At 30.9% G+C, this 16136-nt stretch carries 10 protein-coding genes; 8 read left to right on the top strand and 2 right to left on the bottom strand.

Features of this window, described 5'->3' with window-relative positions:
• Positions 1 to 84: 84 nt before the first annotated feature.
• Both CLU97_RS00415 and CLU97_RS23890 read left to right on the top strand, forming a co-directional pair.
• Positions 85 to 573, top strand: a complete 489-nt coding sequence (locus CLU97_RS00415; RefSeq protein WP_121486220.1) for a hypothetical protein — start codon at positions 85 to 87, stop codon at positions 571 to 573.
• Between the two features lie 724 nt (positions 574 to 1297).
• Positions 1298 to 1501 carry a hypothetical protein gene (locus tag CLU97_RS23890; RefSeq protein WP_121486250.1) on the top strand — a complete coding sequence of 68 codons (204 nt, stop codon included), beginning with the start codon at positions 1298 to 1300 and terminating at the stop codon, positions 1499 to 1501.
• A 1024-nt stretch (positions 1502 to 2525) separates the two neighbouring features.
• On the opposite strand, the gene CLU97_RS00395 is transcribed toward CLU97_RS23890, so the two are convergent.
• A complete protein-coding gene (locus CLU97_RS00395; protein WP_121486218.1) occupies positions 2526 to 3557 on the bottom strand; it encodes a sensor histidine kinase in 1032 nt (343 codons plus the stop codon).
• A 1176-nt stretch (positions 3558 to 4733) separates the two neighbouring features.
• Between CLU97_RS00395 and CLU97_RS00390 the strand changes: the two genes are divergently transcribed.
• Entirely contained in the window at positions 4734 to 6311 is a 1578-nt protein-coding gene (locus CLU97_RS00390; protein ID WP_121486217.1) for a thiol-activated cytolysin family protein, read from the top strand.
• A 603-nt stretch (positions 6312 to 6914) separates the two neighbouring features.
• Here CLU97_RS00390 and CLU97_RS00385 read toward each other — a convergent pair.
• Positions 6915 to 7727: a hypothetical protein gene (locus CLU97_RS00385; RefSeq protein ID WP_121486216.1), complete on the bottom strand. Its 813-nt coding sequence runs from the start codon at positions 7725 to 7727 to the stop codon at positions 6915 to 6917.
• A 1005-nt stretch (positions 7728 to 8732) separates the two neighbouring features.
• Here CLU97_RS00385 and CLU97_RS00380 point away from each other — a divergent pair.
• The 5 genes from CLU97_RS00380 (at position 8733) to CLU97_RS00365 (ending at position 15689) form a co-directional block, all read left to right on the top strand.
• Entirely contained in the window at positions 8733 to 9428 is a 696-nt protein-coding gene (locus tag CLU97_RS00380; protein ID WP_121486215.1) for a LytR/AlgR family response regulator transcription factor, read from the top strand.
• Between the two features lie 824 nt (positions 9429 to 10252).
• A complete protein-coding gene (locus tag CLU97_RS00375; protein WP_121486214.1) occupies positions 10253 to 10789 on the top strand; it encodes a hypothetical protein in 537 nt (178 codons plus the stop codon).
• Positions 10790 to 11431: 642 nt separating this feature from the next.
• The gene (locus CLU97_RS23460; RefSeq protein ID WP_147436387.1) at positions 11432 to 11962 is read left to right on the top strand and encodes a hypothetical protein; all 531 of its coding nucleotides are present in this window, start codon (positions 11432 to 11434) and stop codon (positions 11960 to 11962) included.
• A gap of 97 nt (positions 11963 to 12059) precedes the next feature.
• Positions 12060 to 14111 (top strand): FISUMP domain-containing protein, encoded by a 2052-nt coding sequence (locus tag CLU97_RS00370; RefSeq protein ID WP_121486213.1) that lies wholly within the window; start codon positions 12060 to 12062, stop codon positions 14109 to 14111.
• Between the two features lie 234 nt (positions 14112 to 14345).
• Positions 14346 to 15689 carry a peroxiredoxin family protein gene (locus CLU97_RS00365; RefSeq protein ID WP_121486212.1) on the top strand — a complete coding sequence of 448 codons (1344 nt, stop codon included), beginning with the start codon at positions 14346 to 14348 and terminating at the stop codon, positions 15687 to 15689.
• Positions 15690 to 16136: the final 447 nt, after the last annotated feature.

The following is a 16136-nucleotide window of genomic DNA, read 5'->3' as shown; positions in this document are numbered from 1 at the left end:
AAAATGAAAATCAACATCCGCTTTTTCAGAGAAACCTATTTTAAGATATATCTATGTCTTATCCTTATAATTGTCACTAGTTATATGAAAGGGCAAACCATAACTGTAGGCGGAAGTAACTGGACTGTGAGTGTACCTACTATCACCGAAGCCGGAACAAACTATGCCGGAACTTATGAGAGTGTTACCAATTTATATACATTATCCGGAACATTACCGGGATCTTTCCTAAATCTTCTTTCAAGTGGTGCCGCCAGAATAAGCGTACATCATACCCCAACCACATGGAATAGCAATCTGCATCTCTATACTAAAAGAAGTGGCGGAACAACCTCTATCAGTGGTCTCTGCCTCGGCTGTACTGCAACCATTAATGGAGGGACTACCTACGTGGAAATACCACAAACCGTGGCCACTGCATTTTTTACCATCAACTTTTCCGGAATCTTAGGACTAGGTAATAGTGTAAGGTTCTCAGGTATTAATGGACAAGTTCAGATAAGTGGTGTTTCTGTAATCATTCCCGCAACAAATTACGCTACCCAAATTGTTTTCACAATAGGCCCGAATTAAGATAATAAGCGTTATTTGAGTGCATCGCCTTTGTTTAATTTAGGTAAGAATTGTATATCTTTTATTGGGGTAGGCTAACGAAACGCAAAATATTGGGGTAAAGGATAAGATATTCTGGTGGTACTTTACCACTTAAAGTACTATTGAATTTGTCCCAAAATTACATTGTCAGTTTAAGCAAACTTATATACTAAAACTAATTTATAATTTTTCTACAATTTTAGTGTAATCAATAAAATCTATATCGGAAGTAACGGGTCAGGCGCAAAAGTTGGTGTATCTTTGTCCTTGTTAAGCGATCACTAGCTTCTTAAATTATTACTTCCGGAATTTTTAGTTAAATACTTTGATATCATCAAAGCAGAAGAATAGAATACTGAACTTCATATTTATTTTGCAGAAAAAAATAGTACTCCCCAAGAGTTCAAAGAAAAACTATTGAATCGAAAGGTTTTTACCTAAAATCATCGTAGATGATTACCCATTAAGGGGTAAAATAGTAAAGCTTCATGTAAAAAGAAGAAGATGGACTGATAAGTCATCGGGGGAAATTCCTCGGAGAGATTGGCATCTTGTAGTGAAAGGAACGTGTATGATTCAGGACTTTGCAAGTTTCTTAAAAAAATAGCCGATATTAAAGCGCTTCCTCTGAAGGTTACTGCATAGTTCTTTGGTTTAAATGAAGGCTTTTCAAAGGCAATATCAAAATAAGCTAAGTGAGTATGTGAATTGGGAGCACAGATCTCATGCTCACCACTGGGTTCTTTATCCTGAGAACCTCTCAGATTCATTATCTTTGGATGAAGAAGCTCTCTCTGATGGAGAAATTTATACTGTTCTCACTTCCAAGAAGGCAACAGGTAAAAAAGGCAGCATTGTAGCAATAATTAAAGGAATCCGGCGTGAAGTTGTTATAGAACATCATTAAAAATAAGCAGAAAGTTTCGCATAATGGTAAAAGAATTTATTTTGGATATGTATGGCTCAATGAAACTTATTGCTAAAAAGTGACCGTTTTCATGTTCAAAATTAGCCATAGAAGCCCTTGTATAAAACACCGCTGGGAAGCCCTTGAAATGGAAAATAACTCTATTGAAGAATAATCTTTCACCAATGCAGATACCAGGAAACAGCTTTTGGTAAGAAGCAGGTATTTACTTTATAAAGGTCAAAAGAAGTGGAGTGAATCCCAGAGGCAAAGAGCTTCTATTCCTTTTCTGTCTATATCCTGACCTGGAAAAAGCTTATCATCTGGTCGATGGGCTTAGAAAGATTTATAATCAAAACATTATAAAATTCTTTAGCAATGACTAAACTGGTACATTGTTTCAAGAATGTTGAAGAAGCAGAGTTTAAATCATTTTCAACCTTAAAGATAATCATACCATTATAGAGACATCCTAAATATTTTGATAAAAGTACTAATGCTGCCGTTGAATCTTTCAATGCCAAGATAAAAAACTTCAGAATGTAATATTTATTATTTCATGCTGAATTGTAATATAATTAATAATTATACTTGCTTTTAATGACAGACCTTGGATCAAACCATTTTCCTAGTTCCCCTAAACATATGAGAATATTACTATTTTCAAAATCATAGTTTTTATAATGTATCTTTTTAATACGAATAATATATAATGTGATAGTTTCTTTTCTTAAAAAAACTTTAATTTTGTCTTTTAACATGTATAATTTATTTTTGCAAAAAAAGGTGATTTTTAAGTTTTTTGACAATAAAACATGATAAAGTATATAAAATTAATGATAGAAAAGGCTTGTGTGTTAATTAGCTGCCTTTAAAAATTGTTAATATTACAACTTTATTAGTTATTCTGAAGTATATTATAATGATTTAGAGATACTACTTAATTTATTATAATATACATATGTTCTTCATTATATATGTTAAATGTTTGATATTTTTGTTAAAATTATTAATTGCTACGAATTTATGTAGCTTCAACTTTATCTAATTCTAAACAGAAATTTACACGATAAATTTTTTCATTTGTATAATGTATTAACTTATATCTTCCTTTGTATAGTAATTCTAAATGTTGATGTATGTTTTTTAAACCAATTCCTGTAGAAGTATTTACCAATAGAGGGTCTCCAAGTGAGTTTTGTATATCAACAATTAGTATTTTGTGTGAATCAATATTAATTGAAATATTTACAAACCACTTTTTGTTATTGATGCTGTGCTTAAAAGCATTTTCCACCAAAGTTATAATTATCAGTGGGGCTATTAAATGTTTCCTAAGAACTTCTTTGTCTTTAGGAAAGGCAAAATTTATTATACAACGTTTTTCTAGTCTATCTTTTTCCATGCTCACATAATTGTGAATAAATAATAGTTCATCTGATAATTTTACTTGGGAAGAATTTACTTTTTCTAACTGATATCTCATTAATTGAGAAAGTTGAATGATTAAATTTGGAACTTTAGCGGGGTTTGTTAAACTTGCGCCATAAAGATTATTAAGCATATTAAAAAAGAAGTGAGGATTTAACTGGGATGAGAGCAATTTAAATTTCATTTCATTGATCACCAATTTGTCTTCCAGTATTCTCTTTGAATCAAGATAGGACAGCTGAATTAAGTGCAAGAACATTACCATGAATAAGCTAATAATACAAAGTATATAATTGTACACTAAAGAGGAAGTTATGTTGTTATTTTGATAATATTCTGGATCTATCCAGTAGTAATTCATATAAAAAAGCAATAAACAACCGAATATTGTAGATATTAAAGTTAAGATAAGGTATAATTTCTTTTTACCGCTTGTAAAAAATGGAAAAATATATAATCTATTAATCTGAGCTTGTCCATAAAGTATTATGAAAAAAAGGACGCTTTTAAGAAAAGCATTTAATGAGTCAATAAATATCCACTCATGAAGAATTGTTAAAGTAAACGTAGTAATGAATATTACGACTTCTCGTAAAAACTTATTATTTAATAAAGCATTTTCCATATTATTTATAATGATTTAAACCTAAATGATATAATTTAAGTATGAAACTTTTATACAGGCTAAGCCCATGAAATTTAAATCCTATTTAGATTAGTATGAGTTGTTGGTTTTCTAGATTTTATTATTGTTTTCATATGTTAATTGTTATTCACCTCACTAATACTAAATTTGATGAAAGCATCTGACTTTTCAGCAATGATTTTTAATAAATTTAAGTAATTTTATTCATCAAAACAATATTTTTTACCTGTATTTTATTGGTGTTTGATAATGCTTTTCTTTATAATTCTATCACTCAAAGTAACTATATGGAGCTGTTATTAACCTCCAAATGATGAGATTAAATTTTCCATATGTCTTTCACTTTAAGAACATTACTAAATATTCAGAGTTTTTAAAGCATTGTGATAAATAGATACTATCTTACCAATGATAATTTTACATTTACTGTGCAGCAGCCTTGATACTTAATATTTTACAAAAAATTAACTATTCGTAAATATTATTAACTATGATTTCGTAAGCTATAATTTTATCAAGAAATCAGGAAATCGAACCAATTCTATGAATTTCATAATCCATTTGTAATTATTTGATTGTCATATGACTAATCTGTTTATTTTCCAACTATAAATGAAGCCTGGTCTGTTGCATTTATAGTTTTATCGTAACATAATCAGAACTAAAATTGATTAGGATTTTCAGATGAAAATTTTGGTTAAAGATTTAGGGTGAAGAAGTGAGTAATTCCGAACAGTGTTAATTAAAATATAAAACCAGTGATATCTCATTATCATTTTTAGATTCTTAATTTTCATTCTGTATTCTATTTTTCAAACTTATTGTAATAATTATTCTTAATAATGACTTTCTTTTTTGTTTCATCATTAATTATTACACAATCGTAAACTATTTAGAATATTAGGTGATTTAAATTGCACTAGAAGTCTTTATTTGGGTTTTCGTCATTTTTATTTCTTAAATTTCCATAATTGTTTTTCACTATTAAATATTTTTTGTAATTCTGTTATTGTAAAACTAATTAATTTAAAAAATCAATTATAAATGATTTACTATTAATATTCTATTACTTGAACATTGTAATTTAATTATAGCGTGAAAATAGAAAATATACAATCCTTAATTTTGGAACAAGTCAGAAGAAAATTATATTTTATGAAATCAACATTTTATGTAGTTATATCTACGTTATTATTGTACAGTTGTATTACAGATCAACAATTAGATGGCTATGGTGAAAAGAATGCCAACAGTATATATGATGGCCCATCTACGGATTTAGTAAAGAAAAACCTATCGAGAAAATCATTACCAACTTTGCTAGGTAAGAACATGGTATGTGAAAATATTACTGAAGAACATGAGAAAACCTTTGGAGAGTTTTCAAAACTTGGTACAGGTATTCATCTTTTGTGGCCAGGGAATCTTGTTCAAGGACAGACGATAAGGTCTGGTCAAATTGCTACTATTCCTATAGGTGATAATGGACGAAATCCAATTGAAGTAAAAGTAGATGCTTTTTCCTCGAATCATACAACTTCAACCTCAAAACATATTGATAATCCAACAGCAGGAAAGGTGCAGAATGAATTGGGTACAATATTAGATAGTTATTATACCTCAGGAACAAATTTCCCTGCAAATTATACTATTGATATACAGAGGACCTCTAGTAGTAAACATTTGCAGCTTGCTTTAAATGTAGGATATACAGGCCCAGCTGTTGATTTATCAACAAGCTTAGGAATTAATATTAAAAGTAATAAAACCTATTATGCAGTAACTTTAAAGCAAAAATTTTTTTCGGTTTCAGTAACGCCTAAAGTTGGGCTAAAAGGAGTAAATGGATGGATTCAAGAAAATTATCCTCAAGATCAAATTGCTCCATATATTTCACCAGATAATCCCCCTGTATATATATCATCTGTAACATATGGCCGACTATATGTATTGGTATATGAATCCAATGAAAGTTCTACCAAACTAGAGCAGGCTCTTAATTTCGCTTTTAAAAATCCAGCTACTCCTATTTCTGTAGTACAAAAATCAGAATTTCAATCTACTTTACAAAATGCTACAGTATATGTAAAGCAATTTGGAGGTAGTGCTAGCGGAGGATTAGAGTCTTCACTAGGTGCTTTATCTGGAAACTTTGATTCAATTAGAAACTTTGTAGTTAATGGTGCAGAAGTTTCAAAATCAAACCCCGGATACCCTATTGAATATACTGCTGTCAATATTGGCTCTAATCTACCTGTTACTATAAAATTAAAAGAAGTATTAGAATATCAAAATTGTATTGACAGAAGTTATCGATTAATTTTAAAAAATACAGATTTTCCTACTCTGCCAATTAAATTTAGAACACAAACTAAGTGGAATAGTAGTACGTTTTATCTATCTCCAGGGGAAAGTGTTATCTTGCCTTATGATACTAATTTAAGAAATTTCGTATATGGCAATAACGTTTTAAAGCAAATTGATCTTAATAATGGAAATGCCTCAGATGATATAAATTTCATATCAGGTTTAAGTCCAATGTTTCCTTCTAGAATAAGCTATAATTCGGGTCGATTTAGCTCTGAAAAATCGCTTTTCAATAACTATGAAGACATAGCAAATACAACTGCCTACACTTTGGAGGATAATATTAATGGCAGTGGTAAAGCTCTATTAATTGGAACTAAAGATTTAGCTAATAATACTCTTATTCTTGAAATAAAGAAGAAGTAGATTAAAAAAGTTCGGAAGCAAACTCTTCTTTTAGAGCCTGTGATAAGTTTACACATTAAAACTTCAAGATAATGAAAATTTTTAATTTTCATTAGTAATATAGATTGGAAAGAGCAATAGGAAAAAGTCAGAGCCTGTGTATATTTTGAATATCTTTTTAAACATTTTAGTCCCTATGTTTGTTTTCTAAAGCCCGAATAGAATGCTGTTTGATAAAGATAAAACCTTCACACCGGTCAAAAAGAAAAGCATTTTCCCATGAAATTTAAAATTTTTATTATGATAAATTTAGAGATAAAAGTAATTGGAGTAGATGTGGATTCCAAAATTTTGGTAATGAGCCTATAGAATAATGAAGGGAAATAAATTATCATCAATGTCTGCAACAATAAAAAAGGACATCAATTGTATTTTGAATCAAATATCCCTTTTTACAAAAATTTTGTTTCTAATTCTATAAAACCATATTTTAGTTTAACATCAGTAGTGTCTTTGTTCAGGAAAAATGAACAGTATCAATTTTAAATTGGTACTGTTCTAAATTTTAATTCACCTTAAGTAAGGTAATAAATTTAAGAAGAACTATCTTATATATCTCTAATATTACGGATTAAGTTTTGTAACACCAACATTGGCTGTATTAAAATAAGTAGGAAAGTATCCCGGATTATTCGGAGAATAAGAAGTATTATTTACCGTAGAAACAGGCGAAATACCTCCTTGTCGCACCCCATTAATGAATGTGTCTTCATATATTACAGCAGATTGAATTTGTTCTCGGGCAATCCGATCGACAGCAAGCCATTCGTTTTGCCCGCGATACATATCCCACCTAGATCCATCGGGTAAATTATTAACTACAGAATAAAAATTAGAATTGGTAGGTCTTATGCTATATACGTAAGCACGTATTACAATACGTCCACTATTTTGTAATTGCACATTTCTTCTGGTAATTTCTTGCAATAGCATATTTCCTGTTATTGAGGATAGAATAGCATTAACTGATGAAGGACTTGAGGTAGTAGCTACATAGCCAGAACCAATATTGCTTGCATTATTATTGTTTCCACCTAATACGTGATTTGTTAAACTATAATCTGTTCCTCTTGCAGTAAAACCGGCATTAAATATTCCTATATTATGTGTTCCATCATAATTCATTCCTGCGGTAGGGCTTCTTGCATCGATTCTAAAAACGACACCAGGAAGTGTAATATCTGTATTTAAGTGTCTATGTGAAAGCGGAAAATTGTCTGGAAATATTCTTTGTACTTTCAGAACTTTATTTTTATTAATAATATCATCTGTAGATAGATCTTCTAAGTTTGATCTATCACCATAACAACATGTTAAAATATGGGAAGTGAATATTATTCCCCAAAATACGGAAAAATTTAAAATGTTTTTGTTCATTCTCTATTATTTTTATTACATTATATTTTATACTGATATTGTTTAAAAATTTCTAAATAGTATTACAGAAAAAGGACTTAAAAGCTATCCACTTTAAAATAGTTAAAGTTAATTTTATCAATATAACTCATAGTGTATCATGTGATCTACATTTTAAAATAGAGCAATGATTTCTTACTACAGGTTATTTCAAATGTAAAGTCTCCAAACACACTATACATATTAATATAAAATATAACCAACTAATAATTCTATGCTAATTTAGTAATACTTGAAAATTATAAATCAATAAGATGATGAACTATTAAAAATTAGAGATAAGAAAGTTATGTCATTTTTAGGTTTATAAGAAAATCTTCCGGAAAGTATATAATTTGAATAGTCATGCTTAGATTTTTTTTAATCTGAACTTCTTACAAAAATATGCATAAATTGATTTAGAACAATATTTCAATTCTTGATAGGTCTTGTTCATTTTTTAATAGCATCTTTTCATGACAAGTACAATAATTTCATGACGACATGATCTGGAGACAAAGACATTTTTTTTTCTGATATCCTATTGATGTTTTCAATTAAATTGGTGGTATAAAAATTCAAAAAATATGGTCAGCTTATCAAAATTGTTTAGCCAAGATGTTATATATTTCCTTTTGCATTTACTTGCAAACAATGATATAAAAGTCTTCAAGTGGGCGTTTTTACCAAAACTGCACTTCATTTGCAATAACATTAGGTTGACTAATAAAGACTAAATTTTTGAAATTGAAAATTTTGATAAATATTTCTTGATAAAACGAACAGGCCTAAAATCAAATTATTAATTACTTTTAAATATGTCAAATGTAATTGGACACTTATTGTGACACGATTGTCACTTTTAATTGATGTATAGGAGAATATAGTCTTTAATTTGCAGATTAATATCTAAATAAAAGACAAAAGTTCAAATATTTATAATATAAGAATAGGTCTAGATTAATAATACTTTTCAACAAAATACGGATGAATAATTTAAAGTGTATAGTTATTGATGATGAACAAGGTGCTCATTTAGTTATAAGGCATTATGTTAATAAAATAAAGACCTTGTCCTTGGTAGGTGAGTTTTTTAATTCTATTGATGCATTAGAGTTTATGCATTCCAACTCTGTAGATCTAATATTCTTAGACATTAATATGCCAGGAATATCAGGTCTAGAAATGCTAGATACTTTAGTAAATAAACCTTACGTCATAATTACTACAGCCTATGAGGAGTACGCAATTAAGAGCTATAAATATGAGGTTGTTGATTATCTGGTAAAACCTTTTGATATGACATCATTTATATTAGCTATTAATAAAGTACTAAATAGAAGAAGAGCTATATCAAAGACCGTTGATTCAAATGTAATAAACCATATAACTTTACGCGTGGATGGAGATCATATAATGGTGAATTTCAAGGATATTTTATATATTCAAAGTTATGGTAACTATATAAAAGTATTTACTATTGAAAAAATGCTTCTTACACAATCCACAACTATAGAAATAGAAAGTAAACTAGATAAAGATATTTTTGTAAGAATTCATAGATCGTATATAATTTCATTAAAGCATATTAAAAAAGTGTCAGGAAGACAGGTCTTTATCGATAATGGAATTATTTTACCAATTGGAAATATGTTTAAAAGAGATCTTCTTAAACACTTATAAATGAATTTGCAATTTTAAATAGGTACAGTAGTATACCATTCTGAAGTTATAATAAAAAATATTGTTAGAAAAGTGAAATTTAGTTTTTTTGAGGATTATTTTAACTTTTATATTTTGTGAAATATTCGGGCAATTTTCGGAGCATATGATTTGAAATTTTTCCTACATATTAAGAGATTTTATGATAACGCGATTTATTCCTTTTGTGAGCGAGTAACTATACAGCCGTTTTTATCCTTTTGACTAAAGGACATATAAATATTTGATAGATCAGTATTGCATCAGTGTTTAGAGTGATTGAAGTTTTGTTTCATTGTTTGTTTTTTTTTTGCTTTAGTGAAGCTTAAATTTTAAATTGGTGTCAGAAGTACTAGGGCTAATTTGATCTGGAAGGAAATAACATTAGAAAGGATTCTAGATAACATGTTTAGCTATATCTAATCGAAAGCTAAACTTTTATCAATGAATAGTACTACAATATTCTACTACTACGTATTTTAGAGCAGTGTATGATATATAGATTCTAAAGTGCGTAAAAAATCATTTTTAGGATTGTTCTTAATGGATAGTAGAAATATATGTTTACTTCTACTTAAATAACAATGCTAAGTAATATAGTAAAGGGTGCTATAATACCTTTGCACGACGATAGCTAAATAGTATTATTGTCGTATTACTTTCTATAGGTAAGACAACAGTTGGGTAATACTTCCTCGCTATAATTTTTAAACATTAAACAAATCACTATTGTATTAATTTAAAAAAATTGATCAACATGGGAAGCTTAATCAATAGCGATTTGTTAAAGTCCTAAAATATAGAAAATGAATAAATTAAATTTCTTTATTACAACCGTATTGGTTGTACTATTTTCTTGTAAAAAGAATAATAATGGTTTTTCTAATAGCAATGAGAATTTGGGTAGCGATACTGTTGTAAATACTGTTAAACATGAAGTAAAAAACAGTGAAAAAAATTCAGAAAAATTAGAAAAACCGGAGTATTTAGAAGGTGACTATTGTTTCTTGAAGGTTGAGGGTAAAGATTCTACAATTGTTAAATTGAGAATTTTAAGTGATGATGACATTAGAGGAGAGATGATTTGGCAGCCATGGCAAAAGGATGGAGCTGTAGGTAATCTTATAGGTAAAATAAATTCCATGTATGAAATGGAATTATTATATGAGTATACTATAGATGGGCAAAGACAAACTGAAACAAAAGTAATGAAGATAGAAAAAGATAAGTTATTTATCAAGATTGGAGAATTATGGGACTCTAAAAGTGATGGAAACTTAACTTATAAAGATGTTTCCAAAGCAGTATTTAGAGAAATTTTCGATCCAATAAATTGTAAGTAAATGGTAAAGTTATCCATAAGGATTAAAACTGCAAAAATACCTGCTTGAAATTTTAACTAGTTCTAAATGATCGTTATAGATTAGTAATATAAAAAAGACACTATCCAATAATTTTTTAAGTTAAAAGTTGGTTTAGATTCTATATTCTGAATCTGATTATCTACTCAATTGGTATGTCTATGGCATATACTAATTTCTTGGTTCTATCTGATTTCCTTGTATTTAAAATCGGGTTCAAATGCGCTTTGTCATTTTTTTTAACACGTTTGTCATTTTTTATTTATCTCATTGAAGCACATAGCCTTTAATTTGTACTAATAAATATTAATATATATGAAAAGATAAAATACTTCTTTGAGAGTAACTTATTGTTATAATTCGGAGGATTAAAGTTTTTTTCAAATCTTTTAAAGCAGAATTGATCTTTGGAAGCAAGCTTGTTATTAAGAAACAAGAATAACCTGCATTTTGGATGTATTAAAATATGGAACAATGAAAAAGGAGGCAGAATACTCTAAATTATTGAAGGACTTAATGTTCAAAGTAATAAATTTTGCTCTACTTAAACTGGACATTTTTTATTTACATATCTATTAATTTGATAGGTATATATTATAAATTCTTTAATAAATGTTAAGATTTATGTTTCATTCGAATAAGGTGGGGTATTTAATTTTTATCTTCAGCTTTTGTCAATCACAAGTTATTAGTGATACAAGCAATTCTATATTTATAGGTGATAAATCTACTATTTATGTTACTTCAGATGCCGATAATGCAGTGTATACATATTCGGGAAATGAATCGTCTACTCGTTTAAACAATTATACTTCTTATAAGACTGTCAAAAAAGAAAATCACCCTTTACCTGTTTCAAGAGAAACCAGCAAAGATTTAACAACTTCTTCTAAAAGAAGAGATGATAGGGGTTGGAATATCCCTCCATTAGAACCTTACCATTTTTTATCACTTCATACAGGGGCCGGGTATTTGATCATCCCATTTAGTTCATATAACTTTAAAATGCTTTTTAAGGATACTTTACAAAGAGTATTGAATAGTAGTTTAATTATCTTAGAGTGTATTCAACACAAAATATCATATAGTATTTCTTATTACTTTGAAATTTGTTTTTCTTTTTTATCCAGGCCTCCCCCCGCATTGTTAGTCTAATAAGGTAGCAAATTGCTACAATTTTATTTCTTAAAGGCGCACTAATGATGTTAAATATAATATTAAGGTTGTGCTCAATAAAATAATACAAACAATTATGATTAAAAATTTAAATATTAAAAAACAGTTATTGACTCTATTTGCAATAACAACAGTCTCAATTGCATATGGGCAGGTGGGTATAAACAACGCTTCTCCTAAAGCAACCTTAGATGTGACTGCTAAAAACACTAATGGAAGTACTCCTGAAGGGCTAATTGCTCCACGTCTTACAGGAGATCAGATTCAAGCAGCTAATGCGCAATATGGAACAGACCAAACAGGTACTATTGTTTATGCTACATCTGCTGTTACAAATCCAGATGCTGTAACCGGAAATATTACCGCTGCTGGCTACTATTATTTTGATGGAGTTGCTTGGCAAGCTATAGGAAGTAGCAGTGGAACAAATCCAAGCACAGTTTCTAATATTTATAACTCTAACGGAAGTCTTACTGGAAATCGTCAAGTAGATTTGGCCAGTAGTACTCTTGGATTTACAGGAGGAAATGTAGGAGTGGGAGTGGCAACTCCTGATACCTCTGCGATATTGGATGTCGCAAGTACTACACAATTATTTCTTCCTCCCCGAGTAACTAAGGCGCAAAGGGATGCCATTCTGTCTCCTGCTACAGGAGGGCTTGTTTACTGTACTGATTGTAGCGGAAGTGATATTGCACCTGTAGGCTGTTTGTCACAGAATTTAGGAAATCCCACTACTCCCAATTGGACTTGTATTGGGTCTACAACAGCAGCGACAGTAGTTACTTCAGATTGTACAGGATTTTCAGGATCCTATACAGCAGGATCTCCTGTATCAGGAGCTAACTATAAGCTAACAATCACCAATAATTCATTTTCTACAGCAACAATTAATTTTGCGGCGAGTGATTTAGTATTAAGTGGGGTTACAAGTCTGACCGTAGGAAATCCAACCTTTGTTGGAGGTGCGGTGAGTGGAAGTAATGTAACCTTGGTGGCTGGGCAAACAGTTGTGGTGACTTATCCTATTACTGGAACCCCAGGAGCCGATGGAATACTTACTGGAACATGGACTAAACTGTCCCTAACGTGTACTAATACTCAATTAGTAGGTAAGGGTACAGCAACATTTACTCTACCTCAAACTCGTGCTGTGATCTCTACAAATGATGGTGGCGGAGTATTAGAAATACAAGGGATTATAGATAACGGAGCTAATCAGATTACTCTTAATATACCATATACTGCAGGAAAAGGAAGCTATGACGCTTATACTGGCGTAGTAGTGCCAAACAATTCTGGAACAGGTCAAGGAGGAGATGCCAATGGATTTACGATTAGTTACCCAGCAGGGAACTTCAGTCCTTCAGGATCTATACCAGTAACCATTACAGTTGATGGTGATGGAAGCTTCAATGCACTTAAACTGACTCCTGGAAATACAATGGCATTAGCAACATTCCCATTTAGCATTAATGGTGATCCTGCTGTTGGGAATATTGAACTGATTATAGGAACCTCTGGTGCATTTACAGCTCCTGGAGTGTTTAAATCATTTATGAACCATAATTTAGGGGTTACAGACACAACTTTAAACCCGCTTGTTCCAGCACAAGGGATACATGGAGCTAAATATCAATGGGGAGCTAAAACCAACCAAGCAGGAAGATATATCACTCAAGCTGTAGATCAAGCTAATGGTGGAGCTATTGCAGGATGGAATGCTTCTGTACTTCCAAATGGAACTTGGTCTGATGCTACAAAAACGGCCAACGATCCTTGTCCTACTGGATATAGAGTTCCTACCTCTGCGCAGTGGGCTCAAGTGATTAATTCTAGCAATAACGTAATCACTCGTATAGGTACTTGGACTAATAGCCCCACTAATTACAGTAACGGTGTCTTACTTGGAAATTTCTTATTCCTACCTGCTGTGGGGTGGCGTGACCAGGGGGCGGGGGAGCTCCGCAATCGTGGTTTCGAGGGCATCTATTGGAGTAGTACCCAGGTTACCAGCCCGGACGCGAACTATGTGTACTTCTCTAGAGATGGCCAAGGAGTCAGCAGCAACAACACAAGCAATAACGGCCGTGCATTCGGATACAGTGTGCGCTGTATTTCAGAATAAATTCTATTAATTTTATAATTTATTTATTTCGGCGGTTAAAAACCGCCGATTTTCGATAATTGCAGTATTAAATGAAACTCTCAATAAGAGGTAAATGAGAAACAGTTTAAAACTGTATTTTCAATTTTTACCAGAAGCTAATATTGGGGAAGTATAGACTTTTGAGATCACAGAAAATCTTATTTGTATACCATAAAGTTTTTTAAAATATTCATTGAAAATTTCACACTTATTATGAAAAAAGCAATACTACTTGCATTGGGCTTTTTGTTTACCAATTCCAATGCACAAAATATTCAGATGAATTTTCCACAGTTTGCAGGAAAATCCTATGATTTAATTATTTTTCAGGGAGATAAGCAAAAAATAGTAGCCCAAGGAACGATACCTCAAGATGGAAAGTTTTCTCTTACAATTCCGAAGGAATATGCTCCATATACAGGTATGAGCCGGTGGCTTATCACTAATTCTCAGGAAGGAGGCGGGATAGATATGGTTATTCCGGGGAAAGACTTTTCGGTAAGTTGCCTGGAAAAACAGCCTAATGATACCAATATCACCTATAAAGGGAATGATCAAATAAATGAGCTTAATAAACTCTACAAAGAGCAGCAATTAATTCTTATGCGTCACGAATCTATGCTGCAGGCTACAAAAGCTTTTTCAAAAGAAGATAAAAGTTATAACCTTTTTGACGAGAGATATAAAGAGCAAAAGGGCTTTTATAAAAATTTTCAGGATAGACTCAGTAAGAATTCAGATTATGCTCAGAAGTTTCTGCAGATAGTTAATCTTACGCAAGGACTAGGTACCCAACTTGAAGATACAGAAGAAAAGAATGCCAGAAATATCGCTCAATATCTGACCCAGAAGATGGATTGGAATGCTCTTTATACCTCTGGACATTGGAGTAATATTATTTCTTCATGGGTAAGTCTTCATACCCAGGTATTAAATAGCCCTTTCCGGTTTGTCGAAGATTTTGTTAAAATTAGCACGCAGATTTCCGATAAAAATATGTATGCTGATTTTGCAGGAAGGACTGCTTATTTTTTAAATGAACAAGGAAAAGACGCCTATATTAGTGCTATTGCTCCTTTAGTAATTAGCTCTGGAAAAGTTATAAACTATGAAGGTTCATTGGCTCTTTATCAAAAGGGAACTGTGGGGCAAACGGCTCCTGACTTGATAGTTAAAGATTCAACCAATACCAGTACAGTAATTAACTTAAAGGATTATGCTTCTCAGATAAATTATGATAAAACATTACTTCTTTTTTATGCATCTGGTTGTGGTTCTTGTGAAAACCTTTTACAACAAATGCCTATGTATTATAGCCAGATAGAAGCAAAAGGTATTCATATTATCGCTATTTCAGCTGATAAGGAGGAGAAAATCTTTAAAGCAAAAGCAAAAGATTTTAAATGGAAGGATGTTTACTGTGATTATAAGGGGATACAAGGAGAAAATTTTAAAAATTATGCTGTTACAGGAACTCCAACTCTTATCTTGGTAGATAATAAAGGTAAAATAGAATTAAGAACTGCGGAAATTAAAGAAATATTAGCTTTTAAATAGAATTCTTTTTCTATACTTGATTATGTAAAAAGAGATCGGTCTAAACCGATCTTTTTCTCTGGTTACTTGTCAATTGTGTGGCAATTATTTACTTTGTCATTTATAGTCAATTAATGACATAACGTACAAAATTAAGAATATACCCCTTGATTAAAACTTTAGATGGCAGGAAATGGTAGTGATAAAATAGTAAACTTGAAAACTGTGGGAAGTTCTACATTTATCATTCCGGCAGGTCATTTTGTACAATTGGAGATAGTAATTGACTGGATTTTCATAAGCTATCATGATTCCCGTTAATATAGTTGCTAAATTTGTAACATCATATAGTATTCCTGAGGAAGGTAGTACTGACAAAAAGGATATTATGGGATTGTAATACTTAAAATGGGACATAAATTTAGGTAGATTTAAGAAAGGGAGCACATGATTGTAATCTGGATAGGG

The organism is Chryseobacterium sp. 7 (assembly GCF_003663845.1).
In the GTDB taxonomy this organism is placed as follows: domain Bacteria; phylum Bacteroidota; class Bacteroidia; order Flavobacteriales; family Weeksellaceae; genus Chryseobacterium.
Note: the sequence above shows the minus strand (reverse complement) of the source record. Positions and strands in the feature narration are given on the sequence as shown.

What these genes read in the sequence shown, in the direction of transcription:
- CLU97_RS00390 (WP_121486217.1), top strand. Translation starts at nt 4,734, where the DNA reads ATGAAATCAACATTTTATGTAGTTATATCTACGTTATTATTGTACAGT.
- CLU97_RS00395 (WP_121486218.1), bottom strand. Translation starts at nt 3,557, where the DNA reads ATGGAAAATGCTTTATTAAATAATAAGTTTTTACGAGAAGTCGTAATA.
- CLU97_RS00415 (WP_121486220.1), top strand. Translation starts at nt 85, where the DNA reads ATGAAAGGGCAAACCATAACTGTAGGCGGAAGTAACTGGACTGTGAGT.
- CLU97_RS00365 (WP_121486212.1), top strand. Translation starts at nt 14,346, where the DNA reads ATGAAAAAAGCAATACTACTTGCATTGGGCTTTTTGTTTACCAATTCC.
- CLU97_RS00385 (WP_121486216.1), bottom strand. Translation starts at nt 7,727, where the DNA reads ATGAACAAAAACATTTTAAATTTTTCCGTATTTTGGGGAATAATATTC.
- CLU97_RS00370 (WP_121486213.1), top strand. Translation starts at nt 12,060, where the DNA reads ATGATTAAAAATTTAAATATTAAAAAACAGTTATTGACTCTATTTGCA.
- CLU97_RS23460 (WP_147436387.1), top strand. Translation starts at nt 11,432, where the DNA reads ATGTTTCATTCGAATAAGGTGGGGTATTTAATTTTTATCTTCAGCTTT.
- CLU97_RS00375 (WP_121486214.1), top strand. Translation starts at nt 10,253, where the DNA reads ATGAATAAATTAAATTTCTTTATTACAACCGTATTGGTTGTACTATTT.
- CLU97_RS00380 (WP_121486215.1), top strand. Translation starts at nt 8,733, where the DNA reads ATGAATAATTTAAAGTGTATAGTTATTGATGATGAACAAGGTGCTCAT.